Source organism: Vibrio sp. 10N.261.55.F4 (genome assembly GCF_041470465.1).
Taxonomy (GTDB): Bacteria; Pseudomonadota; Gammaproteobacteria; order Enterobacterales; family Vibrionaceae; genus Vibrio; species Vibrio crassostreae_C.
The window spans coordinates 102,508-128,897 of the sequence record NZ_JBFRMM010000004.1 but is presented as its reverse complement, the minus strand read 5'-3'; the positions used below and the strand labels follow the sequence as shown (position 1 = coordinate 128,897).

Annotated in this window: 15 protein-coding genes; 5 read left to right on the top strand and 10 right to left on the bottom strand. The window is 46.4% G+C overall.

Features of this window, described 5'->3' with window-relative positions:
* The first annotated feature begins 344 nt into the window (after window positions 1-344).
* The 3 genes from carA (at window position 345) to AB4249_RS04170 (ending at window position 5,721) form a co-directional block, all read left to right on the top strand.
* Window positions 345-1,499, top strand: coding sequence for a glutamine-hydrolyzing carbamoyl-phosphate synthase small subunit (carA, locus tag AB4249_RS04180; RefSeq protein ID WP_010434758.1), 1,155 nt, complete (start codon window positions 345-347; stop codon window positions 1,497-1,499).
* 16 nt (window positions 1,500-1,515) lie between these two features.
* A complete protein-coding gene (gene carB / locus AB4249_RS04175; protein ID WP_017059294.1) occupies window positions 1,516-4,746 on the top strand; it encodes a carbamoyl-phosphate synthase large subunit in 3,231 nt (1,076 codons plus the stop codon).
* Between the two features lie 195 nt (window positions 4,747-4,941).
* Entirely contained in the window at window positions 4,942-5,721 is a 780-nt protein-coding gene (locus AB4249_RS04170; RefSeq protein ID WP_372102359.1) for a TSUP family transporter, read from the top strand.
* Here AB4249_RS04170 and AB4249_RS04165 read toward each other — a convergent pair.
* From AB4249_RS04165 to gltB (AB4249_RS04120), 10 genes are all read right to left on the bottom strand, one after another.
* A complete protein-coding gene (locus AB4249_RS04165) occupies window positions 5,672-6,517 on the bottom strand; it encodes a LysR family transcriptional regulator (RefSeq protein WP_372057792.1) in 846 nt (281 codons plus the stop codon). The two genes, AB4249_RS04170 and AB4249_RS04165, sit on opposite strands and share 50 nt — an antisense overlap.
* A 204-nt stretch (window positions 6,518-6,721) precedes the next feature.
* On the bottom strand, window positions 6,722-7,339 hold the full coding sequence (locus tag AB4249_RS04160; protein ID WP_017062893.1) for a TRIC cation channel family protein: 618 nt from the start codon (window positions 7,337-7,339) through the stop codon (window positions 6,722-6,724).
* 74 nt (window positions 7,340-7,413) lie between these two features.
* Window positions 7,414-8,283: a vitamin B12 ABC transporter substrate-binding protein BtuF gene (gene btuF, locus AB4249_RS04155; protein ID WP_372102357.1), complete on the bottom strand. Its 870-nt coding sequence runs from the start codon at window positions 8,281-8,283 to the stop codon at window positions 7,414-7,416.
* Between the two features lies 1 nt (window position 8,284).
* On the bottom strand, window positions 8,285-9,238 hold the full coding sequence (locus tag AB4249_RS04150) for a cobalamin biosynthesis family protein (protein ID WP_229647462.1): 954 nt from the start codon (window positions 9,236-9,238) through the stop codon (window positions 8,285-8,287).
* A 10-nt stretch (window positions 9,239-9,248) separates the two neighbouring features.
* Entirely contained in the window at window positions 9,249-9,944 is a 696-nt protein-coding gene (mtnN, locus tag AB4249_RS04145) for a 5'-methylthioadenosine/S-adenosylhomocysteine nucleosidase (protein ID WP_012603226.1), read from the bottom strand.
* Window positions 9,945-10,071: 127 nt separating this feature from the next.
* A complete protein-coding gene (locus AB4249_RS04140) occupies window positions 10,072-10,500 on the bottom strand; it encodes a DUF1499 domain-containing protein (protein ID WP_017059301.1) in 429 nt (142 codons plus the stop codon).
* Between the two features lie 178 nt (window positions 10,501-10,678).
* Window positions 10,679-12,091 carry an FAD-dependent oxidoreductase gene (locus tag AB4249_RS04135; protein ID WP_017059302.1) on the bottom strand — a complete coding sequence of 471 codons (1,413 nt, stop codon included), beginning with the start codon at window positions 12,089-12,091 and terminating at the stop codon, window positions 10,679-10,681.
* A gap of 16 nt (window positions 12,092-12,107) precedes the next feature.
* Window positions 12,108-16,571, bottom strand: a complete 4,464-nt coding sequence (gene gltB, locus AB4249_RS04130) for a glutamate synthase large subunit (protein WP_372102355.1) — start codon at window positions 16,569-16,571, stop codon at window positions 12,108-12,110.
* A 428-nt stretch (window positions 16,572-16,999) separates the two neighbouring features.
* On the bottom strand, window positions 17,000-18,469 hold the full coding sequence (locus tag AB4249_RS04125; RefSeq protein WP_017066517.1) for a glutamate synthase subunit beta: 1,470 nt from the start codon (window positions 18,467-18,469) through the stop codon (window positions 17,000-17,002).
* Complete coding sequence (gene gltB / locus AB4249_RS04120) at window positions 18,469-23,016, bottom strand: glutamate synthase large subunit (protein WP_017059305.1); 4,548 nt, start codon at window positions 23,014-23,016, stop codon at window positions 18,469-18,471. Before gltB (AB4249_RS04120) ends, AB4249_RS04125 begins: the two co-directional genes overlap by 1 nt.
* Before the next feature lie 529 nt (window positions 23,017-23,545).
* Here gltB (AB4249_RS04120) and AB4249_RS04115 point away from each other — a divergent pair.
* Both AB4249_RS04115 and AB4249_RS04110 read left to right on the top strand, forming a co-directional pair.
* Window positions 23,546-24,499, top strand: a complete 954-nt coding sequence (locus AB4249_RS04115; protein ID WP_372102353.1) for a TIGR01212 family radical SAM protein — start codon at window positions 23,546-23,548, stop codon at window positions 24,497-24,499.
* Between the two features lie 91 nt (window positions 24,500-24,590).
* Window positions 24,591-26,342, top strand: a complete 1,752-nt coding sequence (locus tag AB4249_RS04110; RefSeq protein WP_017059307.1) for a diguanylate cyclase domain-containing protein — start codon at window positions 24,591-24,593, stop codon at window positions 26,340-26,342.
* Window positions 26,343-26,390: the final 48 nt, after the last annotated feature.

Sequence of the window (26,390 nt, the reverse complement as noted above, 5' to 3'; positions counted from 1 at the left end):
ATCTTTAAATTGTCATGTTTTCTCTTGGTATTTATCGATTGCGTTTTGTTGCTGATATTTTTATCACTCTATGGTTGGCTAAAATGAGGGGTGAAAATTAGAAAATCGTAATATTCGAGCTAAATGCGTATGAAAGTTGAACTTTTGGAGCTTTGAGGGGGTAAATTGAATTAGTCCTTACAAATGTTTAATTTCTTTTGAGTTAAATGTTGACACGTATCACGCAGATCACTAAAATACCGCCAATTTGTCTAATTTCCATAAACACGCAGTTTTTGGTGTTGCAGGAAGGTAGATTTGCAAATTAAATCAATTTTAATGCATTTTTATTTCTGGAGGTTGTCTTGAAGAAGTCAGCACTACTCGTCCTAGAAGATGGGACAGTATTTCACGGTGAAGCCATTGGCGCTGTAGGTTCTGCAGTTGGTGAAGTCGTTTTTAATACCTCGATGACGGGGTACCAAGAAATCCTCACTGATCCTTCCTATTCTCAACAAATCGTTACCCTTACTTACCCTCACATTGGCAATACCGGAACCAATTCCGAAGACGAAGAATCTTCTTCAATCCACGCTCAAGGCCTTGTGATTCGCGATCTCCCTCTAATCGCTTCTAACTTCCGTAATGAACAATCCCTTTCTGATTACCTTAAGTCGCAAAACGTTGTTGGTATCGCTGATATCGATACTCGTAAGCTGACGCGTATTCTTCGTGAAAAAGGCGCACAGAACGGTTGTATCGTAGCTGGCTCTTCAGTAAACGATGGAAACCTAGACGAAGCTCTAGCTCTTGCTAAAGCAAAAGAATTCCCTGGCCTGAAAGGTATGGACCTTGCGAAAGAAGTTACAACAAAAGAAGCGTATCAATGGAAACAAGGTTCGTGGACGCTTACGGGTGGACTTCCTGAAGCGAAAGCAGACTCAGAATTGCCATACCACGTTGTTGCTTATGACTTCGGTGCAAAACGAAACATCCTACGAATGCTTGTTGACCGCGGCTGCCGCCTAACGGTTGTTCCTGCTGAGACTTCAGCTGAAGAAGTACTTGCTCTGAACCCAGACGGTGTTTTCCTTTCAAACGGCCCTGGTGACCCAGAACCATGTACTTACGCAATTGAAGCGACAAAAGTGTTCCTAGAAAAAGGCTTACCAATCTTCGGTATCTGTCTAGGTCACCAGATTCTTGCTCTTGCGTCAGGCGCTAAGACAGTGAAGATGAAGTTTGGTCACCACGGTGCAAACCACCCGGTTAAAGATTTAGATCGTGATGTTGTGATGATTACTTCGCAAAACCACGGCTTTGCTGCTGACGAAGAAACCCTTCCAGAGACACTACGTGCAACGCACAAATCACTATTTGATGGTTCTCTACAAGGTATTCACCGTACAGACAAACCAGCATTCAGCTTCCAAGGTCACCCTGAAGCGAGCCCAGGTCCAGAAGACGCAGCGCCGTTATTCGACCACTTTATTGAACTAATCAAACAGCACACAGCGTAATTCGGAGTAGTAGACAATGCCAAAACGTACTGACATTAAAAGTATTCTTATTCTAGGTGCTGGCCCGATCGTTATCGGCCAAGCATGTGAGTTCGATTACTCTGGTGCTCAAGCTTGTAAAGCGCTTCGCGAAGAAGGTTACCGAGTTATTCTTGTGAACTCGAACCCAGCGACAATCATGACTGACCCAGATATGGCAGATGCAACTTACATCGAGCCTATCCAATGGGAAGTTGTGCGTAACATCATCGCTAAAGAGAAGCCTGATGCAGTTCTACCTACTATGGGTGGCCAAACTGCATTGAACTGTGCTCTAGACCTAGAAAAGCACGGCGTTCTTGAAGAGTTCGGTGTTGAAATGATTGGTGCAACGGCTGACGCTATCGATAAAGCAGAAGACCGTTCACGCTTCGATAAAGCAATGAAAGCAATTGGCCTTGAGTGTCCAACTGCTGATACAGCGAAAACGATGGAAGAAGCTTACAAAGTTTTAGACATGGTTGGCTTCCCTTGTATCATTCGTCCATCGTTCACGATGGGTGGTACTGGTGGCGGTATCGCTTACAACAAAGAAGAATTTGAAGAAATCTGTCGTCGTGGTTTGGATCTATCTCCAACTAATGAACTTCTTATCGATGAATCACTTATCGGTTGGAAAGAGTACGAGATGGAAGTGGTTCGTGACAAAAACGACAACTGCATCATCGTATGTGCGATTGAAAACTTCGACCCAATGGGTATTCACACAGGTGACTCAATCACTGTGGCTCCAGCTCAAACGCTGACAGATAAAGAATACCAACTAATGCGTAACGCATCTCTAGCAGTACTGCGTGAGATTGGTGTTGAAACAGGTGGTTCAAACGTACAGTTTGGTATCAACCCGAAAGATGGCCGTATGGTTATCATCGAAATGAACCCACGTGTATCTCGCTCTTCTGCACTAGCATCTAAAGCAACAGGTTTCCCAATCGCTAAGATTGCAGCGAAACTGGCTGTTGGTTTCACGCTAGACGAGCTAATGAATGACATCACTGGCGGCGCAACTCCAGCATCATTCGAACCAACAATCGACTACGTAGTAACTAAGATTCCTCGTTTTAACTTCGAGAAGTTTGCAGGTGCTAACGACCGCCTAACGACGCAAATGAAGTCGGTTGGTGAAGTTATGGCTATCGGCCGTAACCAACAAGAATCTCTACAAAAAGCACTTCGCGGCCTAGAAGTTGGCGCGACTGGTTTTGACGAAATGGTAGACCTAGACGCACCAGATGCTCTAACGACTATCCGTCACGAACTTAAAGAAGCTGGCGCAGAGCGTATTTGGTACATCGCTGACGCATTCCGTGCTGGTATGTCGGTAGATGGTGTATTCAACCTAACGCAAATCGACCGTTGGTTCCTAGTTCAAATCGAAGACATCGTTAAGCTAGAGCAAGAACTTAAAGCGAAAGGCTTTGCTGGTCTAAATAAAGACGAGCTAAACAAGCTTAAGCGTAAAGGTTTTGCTGATGCGCGCCTATCTAAGATTCTAGGTGTAGCGGAAAGCGAAATCCGTCGTCTACGTGACCAATACGATATCCACCCGGTATACAAGCGTGTAGATACGTGTGCAGCTGAGTTCTCTTCAGATACGGCTTACATGTACTCATCTTACGATGACGAGTGTGAAGCAAACCCAACAGACAAAGAAAAAATCATGATTCTAGGCGGCGGTCCAAACCGTATCGGCCAAGGCATTGAATTTGACTACTGTTGTGTACACGCATCACTAGCGCTACGTGAAGATGGCTACGAAACTATCATGGTTAACTGTAACCCTGAGACAGTTTCTACAGACTACGATACGTCTGACCGTCTGTACTTCGAACCAGTAACTCTGGAAGACGTACTAGCAATCGCTCGTGTTGAGAAGCCAAAAGGCGTTATCGTTCAGTACGGTGGTCAAACGCCACTTAAACTGGCACGTGCTCTTGAAGCTGCTGGCGTACCAATCATCGGTACTAGCCCAGACGCAATCGACCGTGCAGAAGACCGTGAGCGTTTCCAAGTTGCTGTAGACCGTCTAGGCCTACTTCAACCAGAAAACGCGACAGTAACAACAATGGAGCAAGCGGTAGAGAAATCTCGTGAAATCGGCTTCCCACTTGTTGTACGTCCTTCTTACGTACTTGGTGGTCGTGCGATGGAAATCGTATACGACGAGCAAGACCTACGTCGCTACTTCAACGAAGCAGTTAGCGTATCAAACGAATCTCCAGTACTACTTGATAGCTTCCTAGATGACGCTGTTGAAGTAGACGTAGATGCGATTTGTGACGGTGAGCGCGTTGTAATCGGCGGTATTATGGAGCACATCGAGCAAGCGGGTGTTCACTCTGGTGACTCAGCATGTTCTCTTCCTGCATACACGCTAAGCCAAGAAATCCAAGACGTAATGCGCGAGCAAGTTGAAAAGCTAGCGTTCGAGTTGGGTGTTCGTGGTCTGATGAACACGCAGTTTGCTGTTAAGAACAATGAAGTGTACCTAATCGAGGTTAACCCTCGTGCAGCACGTACGGTTCCATTCGTATCTAAAGCAACTGGTGCGCCAATCGCTAAGATTGCCGCTCGTGTAATGGCGGGTCAATCTCTAGAGTCTCAAGGCTTTACGAAAGAAATCATCCCACCTTACTACTCAGTGAAAGAAGTTGTACTTCCATTCAACAAGTTCCCTGGTGTTGACCCACTGTTAGGCCCAGAAATGCGCTCTACTGGTGAAGTTATGGGTGTTGGTGCGACGTTCGCAGAAGCATACTCTAAAGCTGAATTGGGTTGTGGTAACATCTACCCAGAAGGCGGTCGTGCACTTCTTTCTGTTCGCGAAGGCGACAAAGAGCGTGTTGTTGACCTAGCATCTAAACTATCTAAGCTTGGTTACCAGCTAGACGCAACTCACGGTACTGCGGTTATCCTTGGCGAAGCGGGCATCAACCCACGTCTAGTAAACAAGGTACACGAAGGTCGTCCTCACATTCTTGACCGTATCAAGAACAACGAGTATACGTACATCGTGAACACTGCAGCTGGCCGTCAAGCGATTGAAGATTCTAAAGTTCTTCGTCGTGGTGCACTTGCTGAGAAAGTTAACTACACGACTACGCTAAATGCTGCATTCGCGACTTGTATGGCGCACACTGCAGACGCGAAAACGTCAGTAACTTCAGTTCAAGAGCTACACGCTCAGGTTAAAGCTTCTCAAGCTTAATCGCCTAAAGTGTATCGCTGATATGCGGATATAAATGCTCAAAGCCCACTCTTCGGAGTGGGCTTTTTTATGTCTGTTATTCCGCAGTAACTTAATGATGAATATTTGGAATAGGTTAGAATCTTGTGTTTCGTTATTGCTCTCCTGCCGTGAGTGGTAACTTGTCGCTACACAGGACTTTAAGGCGTTGGGTATATGGAAATCACTCTAGAAATATTGGCTATCTTGTTTGTTGTTGCAACGGCAGCAGGCTTTATTGATGCAATGGCTGGCGGCGGTGGGTTACTGACTCTACCTGCATTGCTAGCGGCTGGAGTTCCACCGACGCAGGCATTGGCAACTAACAAACTCCAAAGCTCATTTGGCAGCTTCTCTGCGAGTTGGTATTTCGTGCGCAACGGTATCGTCAGCATCAAAGAGATGCGCCTTGCTATCTTTTGTACCTTTATTGGCTCTGCAATTGGCGCTGAGTTAGTCCAGCACATTGATGCGAGCCTACTGACCAGTGTTATCCCACTGCTGCTTATCGCTATCTCTCTCTATTTCCTGTTGGCACCCCAAACTAGAGCGTCTGAAGGAAAACAGAAGATCTCTGAGGCCATGTTTGCTCTGTGTATTGGTGGCGGCGTGGGTTTCTATGATGGCTTTTTTGGCCCAGGAACAGGTTCTATCTTCACCGTCTGCTTTGTTGCTATTGGTCACTTCTCGTTAGTCGATGCTACGGCGCGTACTAAAGTACTTAACTTTACCTCGAATATCGCTGCCTTAATTTTCTTTATTTTGGCTGGTTTGCCTATTTGGGAGTTGGGATTAGTGATGGCGGTCGGTGGATTTATGGGCGCTCAGCTTGGCGCTAAAGTGGTGGTGACAAAAGGGCAGAAATGGATTCGCCCCTTTGTGATCGTGATGTCGATGCTAATGGCGTCTAAACTGCTTTGGGAACAGCATCAACAATGGATTCTATCAGTGTTTTAACTCGTGGAGACTGGTAACTATTTGGTCTGACACAGATATGAATCGGCCGAATCAAGCCTGCTAATTCGGTGAAGCTATACAGATATTGAGGCTCAATATTGAGTGTTTTTACGATAGAGAGCGGTATTAACGCTGGCCCAGTCCCGCCCAATGCAAGTTGAGCCGCTGCGGTGTAGGCATCCATCTCCATCAAGGGTTTGATACCAAACTTCTCTAATACAGAAAGTTGATAAGAATTGGCAGGGTTGGTCATGTCGTTAGTGATGACCATTGGAGGAAGCTCCGTTAGCGGTGACTTACTCACTATGTAAAACGGCTCATCAAATAGATGGAAGGTCATCAACCCATGATGCGGTGGCAGTAAGCCAGCACACAACCCCAAGGTCGCCTTACCAGATTGCACTCGCTCTATGATTCTCGGCGTGTGGTTGGTGGTAATGGTGATGTACTTATCTTGCTGGATGAACTGGCCCATCATCTCACCTAAATAACCGGCTATCAGAGACTTAGAGCTGTCTAGGGTGATGAGAGTAGTATCTTCCAACTCTTGCTGTTCATAAATAAGCCCGCGAAGTTCATTGAATGTCGGGCCAATACTCTCTATTAATGCTATCGCATCTGGCGTGAGTTTTATCTGTCGGCCACTCGGTTCAATGATCTTTTTACCTAGCTTCTTTTCTAAATTCGCAATCCGTTTGCTGACCGCTGATTGGCTGATATAAAGCAAACTGCCTGTGCGGCTCATGGTCTTTGCTTTACTCAATACCAGTAGAGTTTCGATTCCTTCGAGTAGCATTGGGTTATATTCATGAAATTTGGGAATGATTTTTTCAACTTACCTCAAACAACATTCATTCTCTAGTCTTGAAACTAAAGCTTTGAACCAAGTTAGGTATTTTTAGCTATGCTCGCACGTGTAGCGCGAGAGCATAATAATTGTGTTGGGGAGCTCAAATTAAGAAAGGCTCCTTTACGGAGCCTTTCACTTTGTAACGTTAGCTTATTTGATGGCGAAGGTCGGCAATGATAAATGCCAACGAATAGCGCCAAGCCTTATCAATAGTGTTGAGAACACGCCGGCCAGAAATGCAGTTTCTGAATCGTGCCCCATGCTGATCGCCATGGTATGGAAAGTACCACCAATGATACAAGCGGTCGCGTAGACTTCACTTCTTAGAATCATAGGCACTTCACGGGCAAGTACGTCGCGGATAATACCGCCACCGCAGCCGGTGATGACACCCATGATGATCGCCACTAGTGCTGAATCTTGATAGATAAGTGCTTTTTCTACACCAATGCCAACAAACACCGCTAGGCCAATCGCATCACATACCGGCAATATCCACCAAGCCAGACGTTTCGGGCGTCTTACAATAATCATGGTCAGCAAACAGGTGATGATGATGACCCAAAGGTAGGTGGTATCGGTGATCCAAAACACGGGAGTTGCACCCAATGCCATGTCACGAATTGTGCCGCCGCCAATCGCGGTTACACTGCCTAGAACGGCGACGCCAAAGGGATCCATCTTAAGACGGCCAGCGACAAATACGCCTGAGACGGCAAAGATGGCAGTGCCAAATAAATCGATAATATAAAGCAGCATGGAGTCCATGATACTGGTGCTCTTATAGTTAAAATTGTAGGGACAGGTCGGTGGCGAATTGTACGAAAAAACGCAGCAAATAGTTAGTGATTTTGCCTAGCTCTATCGAAGAAATCGCACACTTGTTGGATCGCTTTCAAAGTTCTCGTTGTCGGGCGATTAATCCAGTCTGAATTGAGGGACCAAATCTGATTTTGAGCGACTGCTGGGACTTCATCTTCCCATGTTTGCCACATGGTTCCATTCTCAATCGCGTGCTGAGAAGTGAAAATCACTTGCGGTTTTCTTAATACAACTTGTTCAATACCAACTTGCGGATATGGCGAGGCGCTGTCTTCAAAAATATTGCGGCCACCACAAAACTCAAACACCTCACTTGGCCAGTGTCCTTGAGCAACAGTGATGATCGGCTTTTCACTGAGCTGGTAGAAGTAGTTTACTGGCTCGGCATCTTTGTATTCTAGTCTCAACGCGTTGAGCTGCTCTCTGTATTGCTGAGCGTTATTTTCGCCAATGCTTGGATCGCTAGCGTATTCGCTCAGTTGTTCAATATTGGTTGCGATACTGTCTAGGCTTTTGGTCTTGGAGTAGTAAATATTAAAACCAAATTGCTCTAGTTTCGCGAGCTCTCTGGGCGGGTTTCCCGCTGGCCACGCAAGAATCAAATCAGGCTGAAGTGCGATGATCTTCTCAACCTTGATGCCTTGATAGTTTGCCACTTTTTCAAGCTTATCGGCTTGTGGTGGGTAATCACTTCGTTCACTTACGGCGACAAGGTTGTTACCTAAACCTGCGCTGTACGCGAGTTCAGTGGCATGAGGAGCAAGGCTGACCACGCGTTGAGCCGGCTGTACTTGTTCTTGAGTCAGTGGTACTTCTTCTGCAAATGATAAAGGCAGCCATAAGCTGGAAGACAAAATAGTAAGGCTTGTAACAAGTGCTGAAGATTCCACTTTAAATCCCTTGGTGAATAAATAGTAAGGCTAGGCTTTGTAAAAAGATCCAGATAGCGATGCGACCAAAGAGTAGTTTCTGAACCTGAGATAGATGCAGAGCTGACGGTGCGATTCTTCCGCCTAATTTTGCGCGAATGGCTTTAGTGTTGTCGTAAATCGCAGGGCCACCCAATGATAGTTCAAGCTTGTTGCCAACAGCCGTGATCAACCAGGCTGGGCCGGGTAGTGGCCAAGAGCGACTTTGGACTAACATCATCTTAAATGTGTGCGTTGCTTTATCACCACATACGATCATCAAAGCAAACAAACGCATCGGTATAAATTCGAGAATCGCGACTATCTTGATCGCCGTTGAGCCGAACGGAGAAAATTGCTTGCGACTTGGCGACCAAGCTCGAGCTAACTCGACCACAAGGCGATACATTAACGCAGCGATTCCACCACCAATGGCGTACCAGAAAAACACACAAACTACGTTACGAGCGTAACCCATGATGATGGTTTCTGTGGCGGCTTTGCCGAGGCCAAGTGACGAAAGTGATTCGGTTTGACGATTGACAATCGGAGCCAGTAACTGACGAGCGGCCGCTTTATCTTCTCGGCCAAGTGCTTTGATCAGTTGGTTAGCCAGCTTTTCATTATTGCGCCAATCAATCGCGAGTAATAACAGTGCCAATTCAAACAGTTGAGATTGCCAAACCAACGATTGCAGTGCCAAGAGAATAACCAGAGTTGGCAGTACCATTAACCCCCAAGCTAATGTACCTGAGATTAAGCTTTGGGAATAGTTGTGGTTGTTATTAACCTTGCTTGCTAAAAGCTCAGCAAACTTATGCCATAAGGTCGTGGGGTGTGCGGCATGGGGGATAGGTAAAATTAAATGAAAAAGCAGTGCTCCCCACATCACAAGGAGCACGCCATTTGCAAATACCTGATCAAACAGTGTTTGCATGTCTAGTCGCTTACTTTAGTAGGGCAACCATCTTGATAACCATTTCAGAAGAGCTTTGCGCTGCTAGTGGCAGGAACTCTTCGAAGCTCATTGGTGATTCTTTGTCTGCAACATCAGAGATTGCACGAACAACCACGAATGGTACTTGGAATTGGTGACAAGCTTGAGCGATAGCCGATGCTTCCATCTCTACAGCTACCACTGATGGGAAGTGCTTACGGATGAACTCTTGGCGTTCTGCTGTACAAACAAATGCGTCGCCAGTACAGATAAGGCCACGAACGGCGTGCTTATCTTCCATTTGTGCTAGTGCTTGTTCTGCAACAGCCATCAGCTTGTCGTCAGCTTTGAACGCTGCAGGTTGACCTGCCATTTGGCCGATTTCGTAACCGAAAGCCGTAACGTCTGCATCGTGGTGACGAACTTCAGTAGAGATAACCACATCGCCAAGGTTCAGTGTTGAATCAAAACCGCCAGCAGAGCCCGTGTTAAGAACGACATCTGGTTGGTATTCGCTTAGTAGGATTGAAGTACCAACAGCCGCTGCTACTTTACCAATGCCAGATTGAAGCAAAACAACGTCAACACCATTTAGCTGACCAGAGAAAAAGGTACAACCGCCTTTATTAACTTCAGTAATGTCTGAAATTGCTGCTTTTAGGATCGCAACTTCTTGCTCCATTGCGCCAATGATGCCGATTTTCATGTGTAGTCTCTTAATAAATAATATTTAAACAGTAGAGCGAAATTGTAGCATGGATAAGAAGTGTCGAGCGACTGCCCAGAGGCACTTCTCATCCGAATAGTAGTGATTTATCTGCGTATTCTTTTATCTATTTGATTAGGCCTTCGCTTTTCAAGCTAGCACGAAGTTGTTCAGCTCGTTTTCGGTTTACGCCAAAATCAGAATGGCCAGTACGAGACTCTGAACGCACGATCAGTTTGCCATCCGTGATTTTAAGTTCTAAGTCATCGACAAAACGCATGATGCGCGAAGTACATTCAACACGCAGATAATCTTCTGTTTTACTCGCGGTTTTTGATCCCGGTAAGGTTAGCGCAACCTGCTCAATCGCATCTAAGCTCGCTGAATCTGACAACTCAAACGCGGCCAATGCATGTTGCTCACGATCATCTTGAGTTGATACGCAGTTTGGTTTGTCTCCACAAGGTGATGAAGTTCTGTCTTTCATGTCCGTGATTCCTTGGCTGCAAGCGGTTAACGTTAAAAGTGATAGCGAGAGGAGAGCTGCTTTTTTCATAATGTTTCCTATGGCGTTGTTTTAATTCTAATTGTAGTTATCGGCATTGGTTTGTTTGCGATTGTTTTACGTATTTTTCGATATGCTTGTGATAAACGTATCTAATTCAAAAAAGGATCCATCATTGGATCCCTTTTTTATAGTAACGGCCTGAGTAATAAAGGAAACCTTAGATTAGTCACACTTCTAGGTAGTCCAAGATCCCTTCTGCGGCTTTACGGCCTTCATCGATAGCGGTCACCACTAAGTCAGATCCTCGAACCGCATCGCCACCTGCAAATATCTTGCTGTTGGTGGTTTGGTATTGAAACTCTTGTTTGTTAGGAGCCTTGATGCGACCCCACTGATCGAGCTCCACACCGAAAGGTTCTAGCCATTCCATCGTATGAGGTTGGAAACCAAATGCCATAATTACGGCATCAGCCTCAAGAACATGCTCACTGCCTTCGACAGGTTCTGGACGACGACGGCCTGCTTCATCAGGCTCACCCAAAGCGGTTTTCACGAATTTCACACCAACCACATGACCAGCGCTGTTAAGCTCTAAGCCGATAGGTTGTAGGTTGAACTTGAACTTCACCCCCTCTTCACGTGCATTTTTTACCTCACGGCGAGAACCTGGCATGTTGGCTTCATCTCGGCGGTAAGCACACACCACATCTGCCGCATTCTGACGAATAGAGGTTCGAACGCAGTCCATCGCCGTATCACCACCACCAAGCACGACGACTTTCTTACCTTGCATATCGATAAATGGGGTTGGGTTTTCCAGTTCCATGACCTTGTAGGTATTAGAAATCAAGAATGGCAGAGCATCATAAACGCCCGGTGCATCTTCGTTGTCTAAACCCGCACGCATGTTTTTATAGGTGCCGACACCAAGGAAAACAGCGTCGTAGTCATCGACGAGTTGCTGAAGTTGTACATCTTTGCCGACTTCGGTATTCATTTGGAACTCGACGCCCATCTCGCTAAAGATACGGCGACGATTTTCCATGATGCCTTTCTCAAGCTTGAACGATGGAATACCAAACGTCAGTAGGCCACCGATCTCCGGATAGCGGTCAAACACAACGGCTTTTACGCCATTACGAACTAGGATGTCAGCCGCCGCTAGACCTGCTGGCCCCGCACCGATGATCGCGACCTTTTTATCAGTCCACTCAACGTGAGACATGTCAGGCTTCCAACCCATCTCAAAGGCTTTGTCGGTAATGTACTTTTCAATATTGCCAATGGTTACGGCACCGAAATCGTCATTGAGGGTACAAGAGCCCTCACACAAACGGTCTTGAGGACAAACTCGTCCGCAAACCTCAGGCAAGCTGTTGGTTTGGTGAGACAGTTCAGCGGCTTCGATAATACGCCCTTCATTGGCAAGCTTAAGCCACTGAGGGATGTAGTTGTGAACAGGACATTTCCATTCACAGTATGGGTTACCACAGTCTAAACAACGGTCTGCTTGCGCTTTCGCTTGCTGTTTAGTGAAAGGTTCGTAGATCTCTACAAACTCAATCTTACGTATCTTGATTGGTTTCTTCGCTGGGTCTACGCGATTCACATCAATAAATTGGTATACATTCTGGCTCATTATTGGCTCCTTCCAATTATTGCGCTTGAACACGAAGTTCAGCTGAGCTGCGGCTTTGGTGGCCGAGCAAGGTGTTCAGATCCGCCGTCTTTGGCTTCACTAGGTAGAACTTTGGAATCCATTCATCAAAGTTCGCCAGAATAGCTTCAGCGTGTACTGAGCCAGTCTCTTCTAAGTGCTCTGCAATTAAGCCACGCAGATGTTCTTGGTGGATAAATAAGTCAGACAGAGAAAGTGCCTCGACCGACTCGTTATTTACTCGACCTTGGAAGTCTTCGTTCTTATCCATGACATAAGCGAAGCCACCTGTCATACCCGCACCGAAGTTGACGCCAGTTGCGCCAAGAATGGCAACAATACCGCCTGTCATGTATTCACAAGCGTTGTCACCAGCGCCTTCAATCACAGCAACCGTACCTGAGTTACGTACGCCAAATCGTTCGCCAGCCGTACCAGCTGCAAACAGCTTGCCTCCAGTTGCGCCATACAGACAGGTGTTGCCTATGATGGTCGCTTCGTTACAAGTAAATGCGGTGCCTTGGTGAGGCTTGATAACCACTTTGCCGCCAGCCATGCCTTTGCCAACATAGTCATTGGCATCGCCTGTTAGGTAAAGCTCAACGCCGCCTGCGTTCCAAACCGCAAAAGATTGGCCTGCTGTACCGTCGAGATATAACTTGATTGGTGAACCTGCCATCCCTTGGTTGCCGTATCGCTTAGCAATTTCACCAGAGATACGAGCACCAATCGAGCGGTCTGTGTTGATCACGTTGTAGTAAAGGCTGGTGGATTGACGTTTCTCAATTGCATCGAGTGCATCATCCAGAATCTGCTGGTTGAGCTGAGCTTTATCAAATGGTGCGTTTGGCTCGGTCCAAAACAGTGGGTGACCTTCTGGAGATACCGGAGCTTCGAGTATTGAAGAGAGATCGAGCTTGTTCTGTTTCGCGGTGAGGCCTTGAACGGCTTCAAGTAAGTCAGTACGACCAATCAGGTCCGTGAGTTTTTCTACGCCGAGTTCTGCAAGGTATTGGCGAACTTCATCGGCTAGGCCTGTAAAGTAGTTCACCACCATGTCTGGCAGGCCTTTGAAGTATTCGCGGCGTAGTGTTTCATCTTGAGTCGCAACACCCGTCGCACAGTTGTTTAGGTGACAAATTCGTAAGAACTTACAACCCATTGCGACCATTGGCGCGGTACCAAAACCAAAGCTTTCTGCACCGAGAATCGCACCTTTAATCACATCAAGGCCAGTTTTTAAACCACCATCGACTTGCAGGCGGATCTTATGACGAAGCCCGTTAGCAACCAGTGCTTGTTGAGTTTCTGCTAAGCCAAGCTCCCAAGGGCAACCTGCGTATTTTACCGAGGTTAGAGGGCTTGCCGCGGTACCGCCATCGTAGCCAGAAATGGTGATCAGATCGGCATAGGCTTTCGCTACACCAGTTGCAATCGTGCCTACACCCGGTTCCGATACTAACTTTACTGAAACCAAGGCTTTAGGGTTCACTTGTTTAAGGTCGAAAATCAGCTGCGCTAGATCCTCGATAGAATAAATATCGTGATGTGGAGGAGGGGAGATCAGTGTCACCCCTTGAACTGAATATCTCAGCTTAGCGATTTCTGCGGTAACTTTATGGCCGGGCAGTTGACCACCTTCTCCAGGCTTCGCACCTTGCGCGACCTTGATCTGCAAAACATCCGCATTGGTTAAGTAATGTGGCGTCACACCAAAACGACCGGAAGCTATCTGCTTGATACGAGAGTTACGGTCAGTACCAAAGCGTCGAGGGTCTTCACCACCTTCACCAGAGTTTGAGTAACCACCCAAGCGGTTCATCGCCATTGCTAATGCTTCATGCGCTTCTGGGCTCAAAGCACCGATCGACATTGCCGCAGAGTCGAAGCGTTTAAACAGATCGCTGTTAGGCTCGACTTGCTCTAGTGGTAGAGGCTGAGCTGCTTTTTTGAGGCTCATTAAGTCGCGTAACATCGCAGCTGGACGAGCATTTACTTGCTTAGCAAAAGAGAGATAATCCGATGTCTCACCTGTTTTTACTGCAGTTTGCAGAGTGCCAACCACATCAGGGTTATAGGCGTGATATTCGCCGCCGTGTACGTATTTGAGTAAACCACCGTGCTCGATTGGCTTACGCTTAGTCCAGGCTTTACGCGATAAGTTATAGATATCTTGTTGGAAATCGCTAAAGCTTGCGCCTTGGATTCGAGTGGTAACTCCGCGGAAACAGAGCTCAACAACATCGGAATGAAGGCCAACGGCTTCGAAAAGCTGTGAACAGCGATAAGAGGCAATGGTTGAAATTCCCATCTTCGACATGATCTTGTACAGACCTTTGTTGATGCCGTTTTGGTAATTTTGCATTGCGGCACGATAATCTTTATCTAAAGAGCCATCATCCAACATTTTACCTAACGCTTCATAAGCGAGGTATGGGTAAACCGCGGTTGCACCGAAGCCAAGCAGCACAGCAAATTGGTGTGGGTCGCGCGCAGTTGCTGTCTCAACAACGATGTTGGCATCACAACGCAGGTTGGTGTCAGCAAGCCTTGTTTGCACCGCACCAACCAACATGGCTGCAGGGATCGGTAGTTTTCCTTTCTCTAAACCTTTGTCCGACAGCACAACTAAAACCGCACCTTCGCTGACTTCTTGTTCGGCGCTATCACATACTGCTTTGATTGCTTGTTCTAGATCTTGGTTATTCGGGTCGTAGTGCATGCTGAGAATGACATGACGATAATGTTTTTGACTCAACTGCAGAAGCTGCTGCATGTCTGAGTAAAGCAGTACTGGTGAATCAAACGTGACACGATAGGCGTGACCGTCTGTTTCACAGAACACGTTCATCTCTTTCCCAATACTGGTCGTCAAAGACATCACGTGTTTTTCACGCAATGGATCAATCGGTGGGTTGGTGACTTGTGCAAACTTTTGACGGAAGTAATCAGTGACCAAGCGTTCTTTTGAAGAGAGCACAGCCATTGGCGTGTCGTCGCCCATTGAGCCTACTGCTTCTTGCCCCATATCACCAAGCACACGCAGCACTTGGTCGGACTCTTCGTTGCTCATCGCAAACTGTTTTTGGTAGGTCTTGAGCGTGTCATCGTCAAAGCTGCGCTTACCGACTTGCTCATCGGGCAGATCGGAAAACGGTGTGAGTTTGTGAACGTTCTTTTCCATCCACTCTTTATAAGGATGGCGACCTTTGAGGTCATTGTCGATCTCATTAGATTGCCATAGCTTGCCGCGGCGAGTATCTATTACCAACAGTTCGCCCGGGCCAACACGGCCTTTCTCTGCCACTTCATCCGGTGCGTAGTTCCAGATACCGACTTCTGATGCGAGCGTGATTAGATTGTCTTTGGTAATCACATAACGCGCAGGACGCAGGCCATTTCTATCGAGGTTACATGCAGCGTAACGACCATCTGAAAGTACGATGCCAGCAGGGCCATCCCACGGTTCCATGTGCTTGGAGTTGAAGTCGTAAAAGGCACGCAGATCTGGGTCCATGTCTGGGTGATTTTGCCATGCGGGCGGAACAAGCATACGCATTGCTCGGAACACATCCATACCACCAGCTAGGAATAGGTCGAGCATGTTATCTAAGCTTGAAGAGTCAGATCCTGTCTCATTCACAAAGGGCGCTGCGGTTTGCAAATCGGGCAGCAGTGGTGAAGAGAATTTATAGGCACGAGCCTTAGCCCACTGTCGGTTACCTTCTATGGTATTGATCTCACCATTGTGCGCCAAATAGCGGAATGGTTGAGCCAGTGGCCAACGTGGTTGAGTATTGGTTGAGAAACGCTGGTGGAACAGACATATCGCCGATTCCATACGTAAGTCAGCAAGATCGAGGTAAAATCGCGGAAGATCGGCTGGCATACACAGACCTTTGTAGACCATTACTTGTGTTGAAAGGCTACAAATATAGAAATCTTTGTCTTCGGTGATCTGTTTTTCAATTCTGCGACGAGCGATATAAAGGCGTCGTTCAATATCGCGTTCACGCCAACCCGCGGGGGCCGAGATAAACACTTGCTGAATATTGGGAACTGAATCTTTGGCAATCGGACCTAATACGTCGGTGTTGGTCGGTACTACGCGCCAACCTGCAACCGTTAAGGTCTCTTGAGCGAGCTCTTTATTGACGATGTCTTGCGCGGATTGCGCTTTGATTGGATCTTGGCTGAAGAAAATCATGCCGACAGCGTATTGCTTGCCGAGCTTGAAGTTATTCTCTTCAGCAATAATTCTGAGATAAGAGTCAGGCTTCTGTAGTAATAAGCCACAGCCATCCCCGGTTTTACCATCCGCAGCGATACCACCACGGTGTGTCATGCGATCGAGGGCTGAAATAGCAGTTCTTACCAACTTATGACTAGGTTGGCCTTCCATTTGCGCTATTAAACCAAATCCACAGTTGTCTTTTTCAAGACTAGGATCATATAGAGCCATTGCAATTCTCCCTTTTGCTTCTCTGTCATCCAGACAGTAAATGACTAACTATTCATATACTTGTTGTTTTTTATAAACTGATAGTTTGCTTTAGCCAGTTAAAACGTTATTGGTTGTGTTAACAAAACCGATTGATTTTATTTTCATCAGCTTTACAACGTATAGCTAATTGTGTTTAAGGTCAAGTTCATGGTTAATTATCATGCATAAACGCGATTAGCCACTTAATAATCTAAAATAGTCGATGGATATCAATGAGATATATAAGGTGAATGTTAACGAGATTTAACATATACAACAGGATGATTTTGAAAACGACAAATGCCAGATAGAAAAAAGGCTAGCATCGAGTGCTAGCCAAATATAAAAGTTAGGAAGGGTATTGCTTTTCCTCTAGGCTAACGTAATTGACGTTAGCCCGAGAAATATTATGCGGAAAGCATGAGTGAATCAGCTTTCGCTTCTAAGTTTGAGTTACCCATTAAGAAGTCATCAATGGCAATTGCACATTCACGACCTTCATTAATACAACGTACAACTAGAGATTGACCAGTACGCATATCACCAGCAGCGAAAACGCCTTTCTGGTTCGTTGCAAAACCTTCAGAAGCGACGTTACCGCGCTCGTCCAGTTTAATGTCTAGTTGAGCAAGCACGCCGGTTGGCTCCGGGTGTAAGAAGCCCATTGCTAGGAATGCCATGTCACAAGGAATAACACGTTCAGAGTTCGCGACTTCATCAAAGCCTGGACGCTCACCTGGTTTCGCATCTTGCCAAACGATGTCAGCAATACGTAGACCCGTCACTTGACCTTGCTCGTTACCGATGAACTCTTTGGTTAAGATGTTCCAGTGACGTTCACAACCTTCTTCGTGAGAAGTGGTGGTTTTCATGATCATTGGGTATTGAGGCCAAGGCATGTTTGCAGGGCGCTTCTCTGGTGGGATCGGCATGATCTCAACCTGAGTAATGCTCGCTGCCTTATGACGGTTTGATGTACCCACACAGTCAGAGCCAGTATCACCACCACCGATAACCACAACGTGCTTATCTTTAGCGTGAATCTCTTCTGTTTTAAGATCTAGGTTGTTAGCACGGCGGTTGTTTTGACCAAGGAATTCCATGGCAAAGTGAACGCCTTTCAACTCACGACCAGGGATTGGCAAGTCGCGTGGAACCGTAGAACCACCCGTTAGCAATACCACATCAAACTCTTGGCGTAACTGTTGAGCATTAACATCAACACCGATGTGTTGGTTAACTTTAAACTCAACACCCGCTTCAGCCATTAAGTTGATCTTACGATCAATCACGTCCATACCCAGTTTGAAATCTGGGATACCGAAGCGAAGTAGACCACCGACTTTCTCGTCACGTTCAAATACCGTTACCGAGTGACCAGCGCTGTTTAGCTGCTCCGCTGCGGCTAAGCCAGCAGGACCTGAACCGATAACTGCGACAGTTTTACCTGTGCGAGAGCGTGGTGTTTTAGGTTTTGCGTACCCTTCACGGTACGCAGTTTCAACAATCGTTTTCTCGATATTACAGATAGTGATTGGGTCTTGGTTGATACCAAGAACACAGGCACTTTCACAAGGAGCAGGACAAACACGACCGGTAAACTCAGGGAAGTTGTTGGTAGAGCTTAGGATATTCCAAGCCTCTTCCCAGCTGTCACGGTAAACCGCATCATTGAATTCTGGGATGATGTTACCAATCGGACAGCCGTTGTGACAGAAAGGTACGCCACAGTCCATACAACGAGAGGCTTGAGTATTGATCTTTTCACCAAACTCTTCGTTAAGTACGAACTCTTTGTTGTCTTCAATTCGAACTGACGGGTCGAGCTTCTTTGGAAGCTCACGACCGTGTTCTAAAAATCCAGTAGGCTTACCCATTATACTGCCTCCACTTCTTCCGTTTGTGCCTGTTGTGCTTCAGCTTTACGCTTTTCAAGAACAGCTTTGTAGTCGCGTGGCATTACTTTAACTAGCGATGCAACACTTGCTTCAAAGTTGTCTAGGAAAGATTGAGCAACTTCACTTCCTGTGAATTCAACATGCTTAGTTAGCATATCCAGTAGAAGATCTTTATCTTCTTGTTCAATTGGATCTAGGTCTACAAGTTCAGGGTTGAGCTTGGTTTCGAAGTCACCCGCTTTGTCCCAAACATAAGCAACACCGCCACTCATGCCCGCAGCAAAGTTACGACCTGTTGAACCAAGGATAATGGCAACACCACCAGTCATGTATTCACAACCGTGGTCACCAACGCCCTCAACAACAACCTTCGCACCTGAGTTACGAACACAGAAACGTTCGCCTGCCATACCGCGAATGAAAGATTCACCTGAGGTCGCACCGTAGAAACATACGTTACCAACCACGATGTTATCTTCAGCAACGATAGAAGATTTCGCATCTGGGTACAGTACCAAAGTACCGCCAGACAGACCTTTACCCCAGTAATCGTTCGCGTCGCCTTCTACTTCGAACTTAACGCCTTTCGCAAGGAACGCACCGAAAGATTGGCCAGCACTACCGTGGAACTTAACGTTCATTGGTTGTGGTAAACCTTGGTCTTTGTAAACCTTCGAGATTTCGTTCGACAGCATGGTACCAGCAGAGCGGTCCGTGTTGATGATAGGGAAGCTCGCATTCACGGCTTCGCCTTTCTCAAGAGCTGGAATCGCAGCTTGAATCAACTTGCGGTCTAGAACGTCTTCTAGGTTGTGGTTTTGTTGCGTCTGGTTGTAGATACCATCTTCTTCACGTGCCTGCTCAATGTGCAGTACAGGTGTTAGATCTAGGTTCTTGTACTTCCAGTGGCCGATGTCGTCACGAACTTTAAGTTTGTGCGATTGACCTACCATCTCATCGATAGAGCGGAAGCCAAGTTCAGCCATTACCTCACGCAGACCTTCAGCCATGTATTGGAAGAAAGTCACTACGTCTTCTACGCGGCCGTCGAAACGCTCACGCAGAGTTTTGTTTTGTGTTGCGATACCAACAGGACAGGTATTCTTGTGACACTTACGCATCATGATACAGCCTTCAACAACCAATGCTGCTGTTGCTACGCCCCATTCTTCCGCGCCAAGTAACGTTGCTACTGCAAGGTCACGTGGTGTTTTCATCTGACCATCAGACTGAACAACGATACGGTTACGTAGGCCGTTTTTCAGTAGTGTTTGGTGCGTTTCCGCTAGACCCAGCTCCCAAGGCAGACCGGTATGACGGATAGAAGACATCGGAGATGCACCCGTACCACCATCAAAACCTGCGATAAGTACCACGTCAGCTTTCGCTTTCGCTACACCCGATGCAATCGTACCTACGCCAGCTTCTGATACTAGCTTCACGTTGACACGACCGTTACGGTTCGCGTTTTTCAGATCGTAGATCAGCTGAGCCAAATCTTCGATTGAGTAGATATCGTGGTGTGGCGGTGGCGAGATAAGACCTACGCCCGGAGTCGAGTGACGCGTTGCGCCGATCCAGTCATCAACCTTATCACCAGGTAGTTGACCACCTTCGCCCGGTTTCGCACCTTGAGCCATCTTGATTTGTAGCTCATCAGCGTTAGATAGGTAGTAAGACGTTACACCAAAGCGACCAGAAGCCACCTGTTTGATTGCTGAACGTTCCCAGTCGCCGTTTTCTTTACGTTCGAAACGTGCTGGATCTTCACCACCTTCACCTGAGTTTGATTTCGCGCCAATGCGGTTCATCGCAACAGCCAGTGTTGAGTGAGCCTCATGCGAGATTGAACCAAAGCTCATTGCGCCGGTTGCGAAACGCTTAAGAATGTTCTCGATTGGTTCTACTTCTGCTAGAGGAATAGAGCCTGCAGGGTTCTTGATGAAGTCCAGTTGGCTACGTAGCGTTGCTGCGTTGTCGCCTTGGTCATCAACTGCTTTTGCGTACTTCTTGAACTGACCGTAATCTTTGTTACGCGTCGATTCTTGAAGTAGAGAAATCGTTTCTGGGTTGAATAAGTGTTTCTCACCACGTTGTTTCCACTGGTAAACACCACCAACATCAAGGATCTGAGCTGGAATTTCACGAGCTGGGTAACCAACACGGTGACGAACCAATACTTCTCGCGCGATATCGTCGATCGTTAGACCTTGGATACGAGAAACAGTACCTGTGAAGTATTTTTCAACCACTGATTTGCTAACACCAAGTGCTTCAAAGATTTGTGCACCGTGGTAAGACTGCAGCGTAGAGATCCCCATCTTAGAGAAGATCTTAAGTAGACCGCCGTTAACACCTTTACGGTAGTTATCGAATAACTCACGTGGGTGTACGTTTGGATCTAGCTTCTTAGTACGTTGCAGTTCAACAATCGTTTCAATAACTAGGTATGGGTTAACTGCGTTTGCACCATAACCGATAAGCGTTGCAAAGTGGTGTGTCTCACGAGCGTCGCCCGTTTCAACAACGATGTCACACTTAGCACGTAGACCTTTACGGATTAGGTGGTGGTGAACCGCGCCAACCGCCAGCATTGCTGGAATAGCGGCATGGTTAGAGTTAACCGCACGGTCTGTCAGTAGGATGATAGAGTAGCCATCAATCACTGCGTCTTCTGCGTATTGGCAGATACGCTTAAGTGCGCGCTCTAACTTACCTTGGTCGCCATTTGCTTGGAATACGATATCCAGCGTCTTCGCCTGAAGGTGCTCGTTATCGATTGCACGCAGTTTTTCTAACTCAGAGTTAGACAGTACTGGAGACTCAAGTTCTACTTTTTGACAGTGCTCAGGTGTTTCAGCAAGTAAGTTCTGGTCTTTACCTAGGTAAGTGTTCAGAGACATAACCATGCGCTCACGAATCGGGTCGATCGGCGGGTTAGTTACTTGTGCAAACAACTGTTTGAAGTAGTTTGAAAGGTGCTGCGATTGGTGAGAAAGAATCGCTAGCGGCCAGTCAGCACCCATTGCAGAAAGTGGCTCGTAGCCTGTTTTCGCAAGAGGTAGAATGATTTCGTTTACTTCTTCAGAACTCACGCCAAACGATTGTTGTTTGTGTAGTAGTTTCTCTGGAGAAGGTTGGCTAAATTCGTTGCTCGCATCCGGTAGCTTTTTCAGGCTCAGAAGGTTCTCTTCAACCCACTTTTCGTAAGGTTGTGCTTTAGCAATGCTGTCTTTCACTTCTTCATCAGAAATGATGCGGCCTTGCTCAAGGTCAGCAACGAAGATACGACCTGGTTGTAGACGACCACGGTACTCAACGTTTTCAGGTGCAATCTCAACAACACCAGACTCAGACGCCATTACTAGGAAGTCGTCTTTAGTTACTGTGTAGCGAGAAGGACGCAGACCGTTACGGTCAAGTGTTGCACCTACTTGAACACCATCGGTGAAACATACTGATGCTGGGCCATCCCATGGTTCCATTACGTTCGCGTGGTACTGGTAGAACGCACGACGAGTTGGATCCATGTTTTTGTTTTCTTGCCATGCTTCCGGGATCATCATCATCAACGCGTGTGGCAGAGTACGACCTGAAAGAACAAGTAGCTCAAGTGCCATATCGAAGTTTGATGAATCCGAACTACCTTCCTGACAGATAGGAAGCAGCATGTCGATTTCAGCTTGTGTAAACAGATCCGATTCTAGGATTGCTTCACGTGCTTTCATCCAGTTCAGGTTGCCGCGAACCGTATTGATTTCGCCATTGTGCGCGATGTAACGGAAAGGCTGAGCTAGACGCCAACGTGGGAATGTATTGGTAGAGAAGCGAGAGTGTACTAGTGCTAGAGCTGTTACCATGGTTGGGTTTTGCAGATCTAGGAAGTACTGAGGAACTTGTTCAGTTGTTAGCTGACCTTTGTACACCAATGTCTTGTAAGACATAGAGTTGATGTAGAAGTCATCACCGATATTTGAAACGCTTTCTAGGCATACACGAACCGTGTAGTTACGTAGAACATACAGTTTACGCTCAAGCTCTTCTGGTGTGATACCAGGGCCGCCAGAAATAAATACGTGTTCAAATTGAGGTTCAGTGCTTAGTGGGTCAGCACCAATCATTGAATTGTCCGTTGGAAGTTCACGGTAACCGATAACTTCTAACTCAAGGCGTTGTGCATTGCGTTCTAGAATGTCACGACACTGTGCACGTTTGTGTTCATCTTTAGGGAAAAGTACAACACCAACACCATATTTTTCAAAAGATGGCAGCTTAATTCCAAGCTTTACGGCTTCTTCTAGTAAGAATTCGTGCGGCTTCTGTAGCAGGATACCTGCACCATCACCAGAACACGGATCGCAGCCTTGGCCGCCACGGTGTTCCATACGTGCAAGCATATCGAGTGCTTGAGTTACTACATCATGAGATTTGCGATTCTTTAGATGCGCAACAAAACCGATACCACAAGCGTCATGCTCCAATTCAGGAGTATACAGACCCTGTGAGTTCTGCTCTTGATCTACCATAGATACATCCTTCCAGTTAAATCTAGGCGCAACTTATTTGTATAAAGTCAGCCTTGTCCTTTTATATTTATGGGTCTAAACCTGCCTATGCTGGCGGTTTGAATCCTTTCCGTATCTCGCAGGAAAAGTATTGCGAGAAAAACAATCCTTAGTGATACCTGTTTATTTTTAACCACAAACTAGTGGTTTATATAGGTGGGAGTTAGATATCACCGACTTATTAGCAAGTTTTCGTTGTAAGTAAATACTCAAAAATAGCCAATATGTGTAAGTATCCTACAATTTTGTCTAGGCGAATTGCAATGAAAGTTGACCCATGTAGACCATTTTTTTCGTTTTATTTTGAATTTAATGCCCAACAAATGTGCAACATTAGGCAAATAGAGCCGATTTTTTGCATGTTTATTGATATTTGTTAGGTTGCTCGCAAAAAGCCTTGAGTAAACTAATTGGTCGAATTTTGCAGGGATGTAATTTTTTTTCAAAAAAGACTGATATTCATTCTTATTTACTTGAGTGCTTTGAAAATATGCAATTACACGAGTTGGTCAATACTATCGGCCAAGACCTTCAACGCCGTTATGGCGAGAAGGTTCACAAACTAACACTGCATGGTGGTTTCAGTTGTCCAAACCGAGATGGAACCATTGGCCGTGGAGGCTGCACTTTTTGTAATGTGGCGTCTTTTGCCGATGAACAAACTCAGGTTCAGAGTATTGCAGAACAACTAAAAGATCGTGCGGGTGAAATTGCTCGTGCCAAGAAGTACCTGGCTTACTTTCAGGCGTACACCAGCACTTATGCTGAGGTGCAAGTGCTCAAGAATATGTATGAAGAGGCGCTAAAAGCACCCGGTGCAGAGATCGTCGGCCTTTGTGTTGGTACGCGACCAGACTGTGTGCCTGATGCGGTGTTGGATCTGTTAGCGGGCTACGTTAAACAAGGCTATGAGATTTGGCTCGAGCTTGGCCTGCAAACCGCCAATGATAAAACCCTCAAGCGAATTAACCGCGGCCACGATTTTGCGGTGTATGAAACGATCACCCAACGCGCACGCGCTTTAGGTATCAAGGTGTGTACTCACCTGATTGTTGGTCTACCAAAAGAAACCAAAGCGGATAACCTTGAAACCTTAGACAAGGTATTAGCCGTTGGCACCGATGGTATTAAGCTGCACGGCCTTCATATAGTAGAGGGCAGTACCATGGCTAAGGCGTGGAAGGCAGGAAAGCTAGAAGCCCCAAGCCTTGAAGAGTACATCGATATCGCGAGTGAGATCATTCAACGCACTCCTGCGGACGTGGTTTATCACCGTGTTTCTTCAGCGGCGAGACGCCCAACCTTACTTTCTCCTTTATGGTGTGAGAACCGCTGGTTAGCGATGACTGAGATTGGCCGTTCGCTTGATAAAACTGGCGCACAAGGCATCAAAACTGGCTCTGCATTCGAGTACACACTGCCCGTTTTAAACGCAGTTAATTGATAGAAAATGGTGACTGTCGGTAACAGCAGATAAAACCAATAAATAGTGGTAACATTTCCCTAATAGATTTTATGGTATAGATTGAGAGTAAATGGAACTGGTAATGACTTGGTTGTGGGACAGGGCGTATGGCTACGGTATTTATATCGTTGTTGTATTGCTGATTGCTCTCATCTGCTGGCATCTCTATTCTCGTTATCAGTCGCATATCGAAACGCTTCTACTTGCTACCCCGTCGCCACTCTACTTTGTTGATGTTCGAAGTGGCGAAATACTCTATGCCAATCGCCAAGCCATGCAGTTGCTTGGTATCCGCCAAATCGGTGTTAATTTTCGCTTTCCTACTGTGGAAAGCGAGAACAGCTTTCGTCACTACTTAACCAACCACATCAACTCTCGAGCCTTCGAGCAGGTCTCCCTGTGGGCGCTTTCTGAATTTGAGTCGTTCAAGATCAACTTGATCGGTCGTAAGATCCATTTTAGAAATAAGCAGGCTTGGATGATTCACGCCTCACCTTATAAAAACACTAACGAAGAACTGTCCCAAGAAGTTCGAGAACTGAATGTTGCTCGTACCGCTTTGGATTCTTTGTCTGAGCTGATCTACGTGAAAGATCAGAAAGGTCAGTTAGTGACGAGTAATCGCTCGTTTAAAAAGTTTTGGCATGGTCGTGCTGAAGAGGGCACCCTGAGTGTTTCTGGTGGAGTATTAAAAGGTCGTGTAAGTGAACGCTCTTGGACTACAGATCAAGATGGAAAAAGCTGCTTGCTTGAAACCTACCAAAGTGTGCTGCTTTCCCAAGATGGAGAAACCATCGGCACGCTCTCTATTAGTCATGATGTGACCGATTGGCATGACATGCAGCAGAAACTGCGTGGCGAGATGGAGAAGCGAAAAGATACCGAAGTGGCACTTGCGCAGCGTGACACCATCTTGCAAAACCTCCTGGAGGCCAGCCCAGACTCGATTGGTATCTTTAATGAAAACATGGTTTATCAAGCGTGTAATAAACCATTTGTGGCTGCGCTGGGTATCTCTGAAGTCAGTGACTTGATCGGTAAACGTTTACAAGATGTGGTGCCACATAGCATCTATACGCGAATATCAGAAACCGATCATCAAGTGCTTCATCAAAGTAAATCACTGCGTTATATCGACAAAGTGGTCTCAAGTGATGGAACATTTACTTGGTATGATGTAGTCAAATCACCGTTTAGAGATCCAGCATCGAGCACTAATGGTGTGTTGATCATGGCGCGTGATATTACAGAGCGTTATCTAGCAGAACAAAAGCTTGAAGAAGCCAACCTTGAACTTGAACGCCTCAGCTTTATGGATAGCCTGACTAAAGTGTCTAACCGACGTCGTTTCGATGAACAGCTCTCTACACTGTGGCATTATCATGTGCGTGAGAAGCTGCCACTGACGATCATGCTATGTGATATCGACTTCTTTAAAGGCTACAACGACTTTTACGGACACCAACAAGGCGATGATGCTTTGATTCAGGTTTCTCAGGCATTTAAGCAGGTGTTGAATCGTTCATCTGATTGTGTGGCTCGTTATGGTGGTGAAGAGTTCGGCTTTATTCTGCCAAATACAACGACCGAAGGTGCTCAGCTGGTGGCGCAGCGTATTCATGATGAAGTCCTAAAATTGGAACTTGCGCATGAGAAGTCGACAGTCTCTGAATTCATCACGGTGAGTATTGGTATTATCTCTTACATTCCTACACCTGATGATGAAATGGAATCGGCTGTTGCCTTGGCTGATAGTGCGTTGTATCAAGCGAAATCAGACGGTCGCAACCGTTCAATGGTGCATCCATACTCAATTCGCTAACGCTATAAAATTGGCAATTTGATTATCCCCGGCTATTTTTGCTTAGTT

Excerpts from the sequence above, each read along its gene's own strand:
- gltB (WP_372102355.1), bottom strand. The coding sequence starts at position 16,571 with ATGGCTCTATATGATCCTAGTCTTGAAAAAGACAACTGTGGATTTGGT.
- AB4249_RS04135 (WP_017059302.1), bottom strand. The coding sequence starts at position 12,091 with ATGAGCCAGAATGTATACCAATTTATTGATGTGAATCGCGTAGACCCA.
- AB4249_RS04150 (WP_229647462.1), bottom strand. The coding sequence starts at position 9,238 with ATGCAAACACTGTTTGATCAGGTATTTGCAAATGGCGTGCTCCTTGTG.
- AB4249_RS04140 (WP_017059301.1), bottom strand. The coding sequence starts at position 10,500 with ATGAAAAAAGCAGCTCTCCTCTCGCTATCACTTTTAACGTTAACCGCT.
- AB4249_RS04165 (WP_372057792.1), bottom strand. The coding sequence starts at position 6,517 with ATGCTACTCGAAGGAATCGAAACTCTACTGGTATTGAGTAAAGCAAAG.
- AB4249_RS04115 (WP_372102353.1), top strand. The coding sequence starts at position 23,546 with ATGCAATTACACGAGTTGGTCAATACTATCGGCCAAGACCTTCAACGC.
- gltB (WP_017059305.1), bottom strand. The coding sequence starts at position 23,016 with ATGGTAGATCAAGAGCAGAACTCACAGGGTCTGTATACTCCTGAATTG.
- AB4249_RS04125 (WP_017066517.1), bottom strand. The coding sequence starts at position 18,469 with ATGGGTAAGCCTACTGGATTTTTAGAACACGGTCGTGAGCTTCCAAAG.
- AB4249_RS04170 (WP_372102359.1), top strand. The coding sequence starts at position 4,942 with ATGGAAATCACTCTAGAAATATTGGCTATCTTGTTTGTTGTTGCAACG.
- AB4249_RS04110 (WP_017059307.1), top strand. The coding sequence starts at position 24,591 with ATGGAACTGGTAATGACTTGGTTGTGGGACAGGGCGTATGGCTACGGT.
- AB4249_RS04160 (WP_017062893.1), bottom strand. The coding sequence starts at position 7,339 with ATGGACTCCATGCTGCTTTATATTATCGATTTATTTGGCACTGCCATC.
- carB (WP_017059294.1), top strand. The coding sequence starts at position 1,516 with ATGCCAAAACGTACTGACATTAAAAGTATTCTTATTCTAGGTGCTGGC.
- mtnN (WP_012603226.1), bottom strand. The coding sequence starts at position 9,944 with ATGAAAATCGGCATCATTGGCGCAATGGAGCAAGAAGTTGCGATCCTA.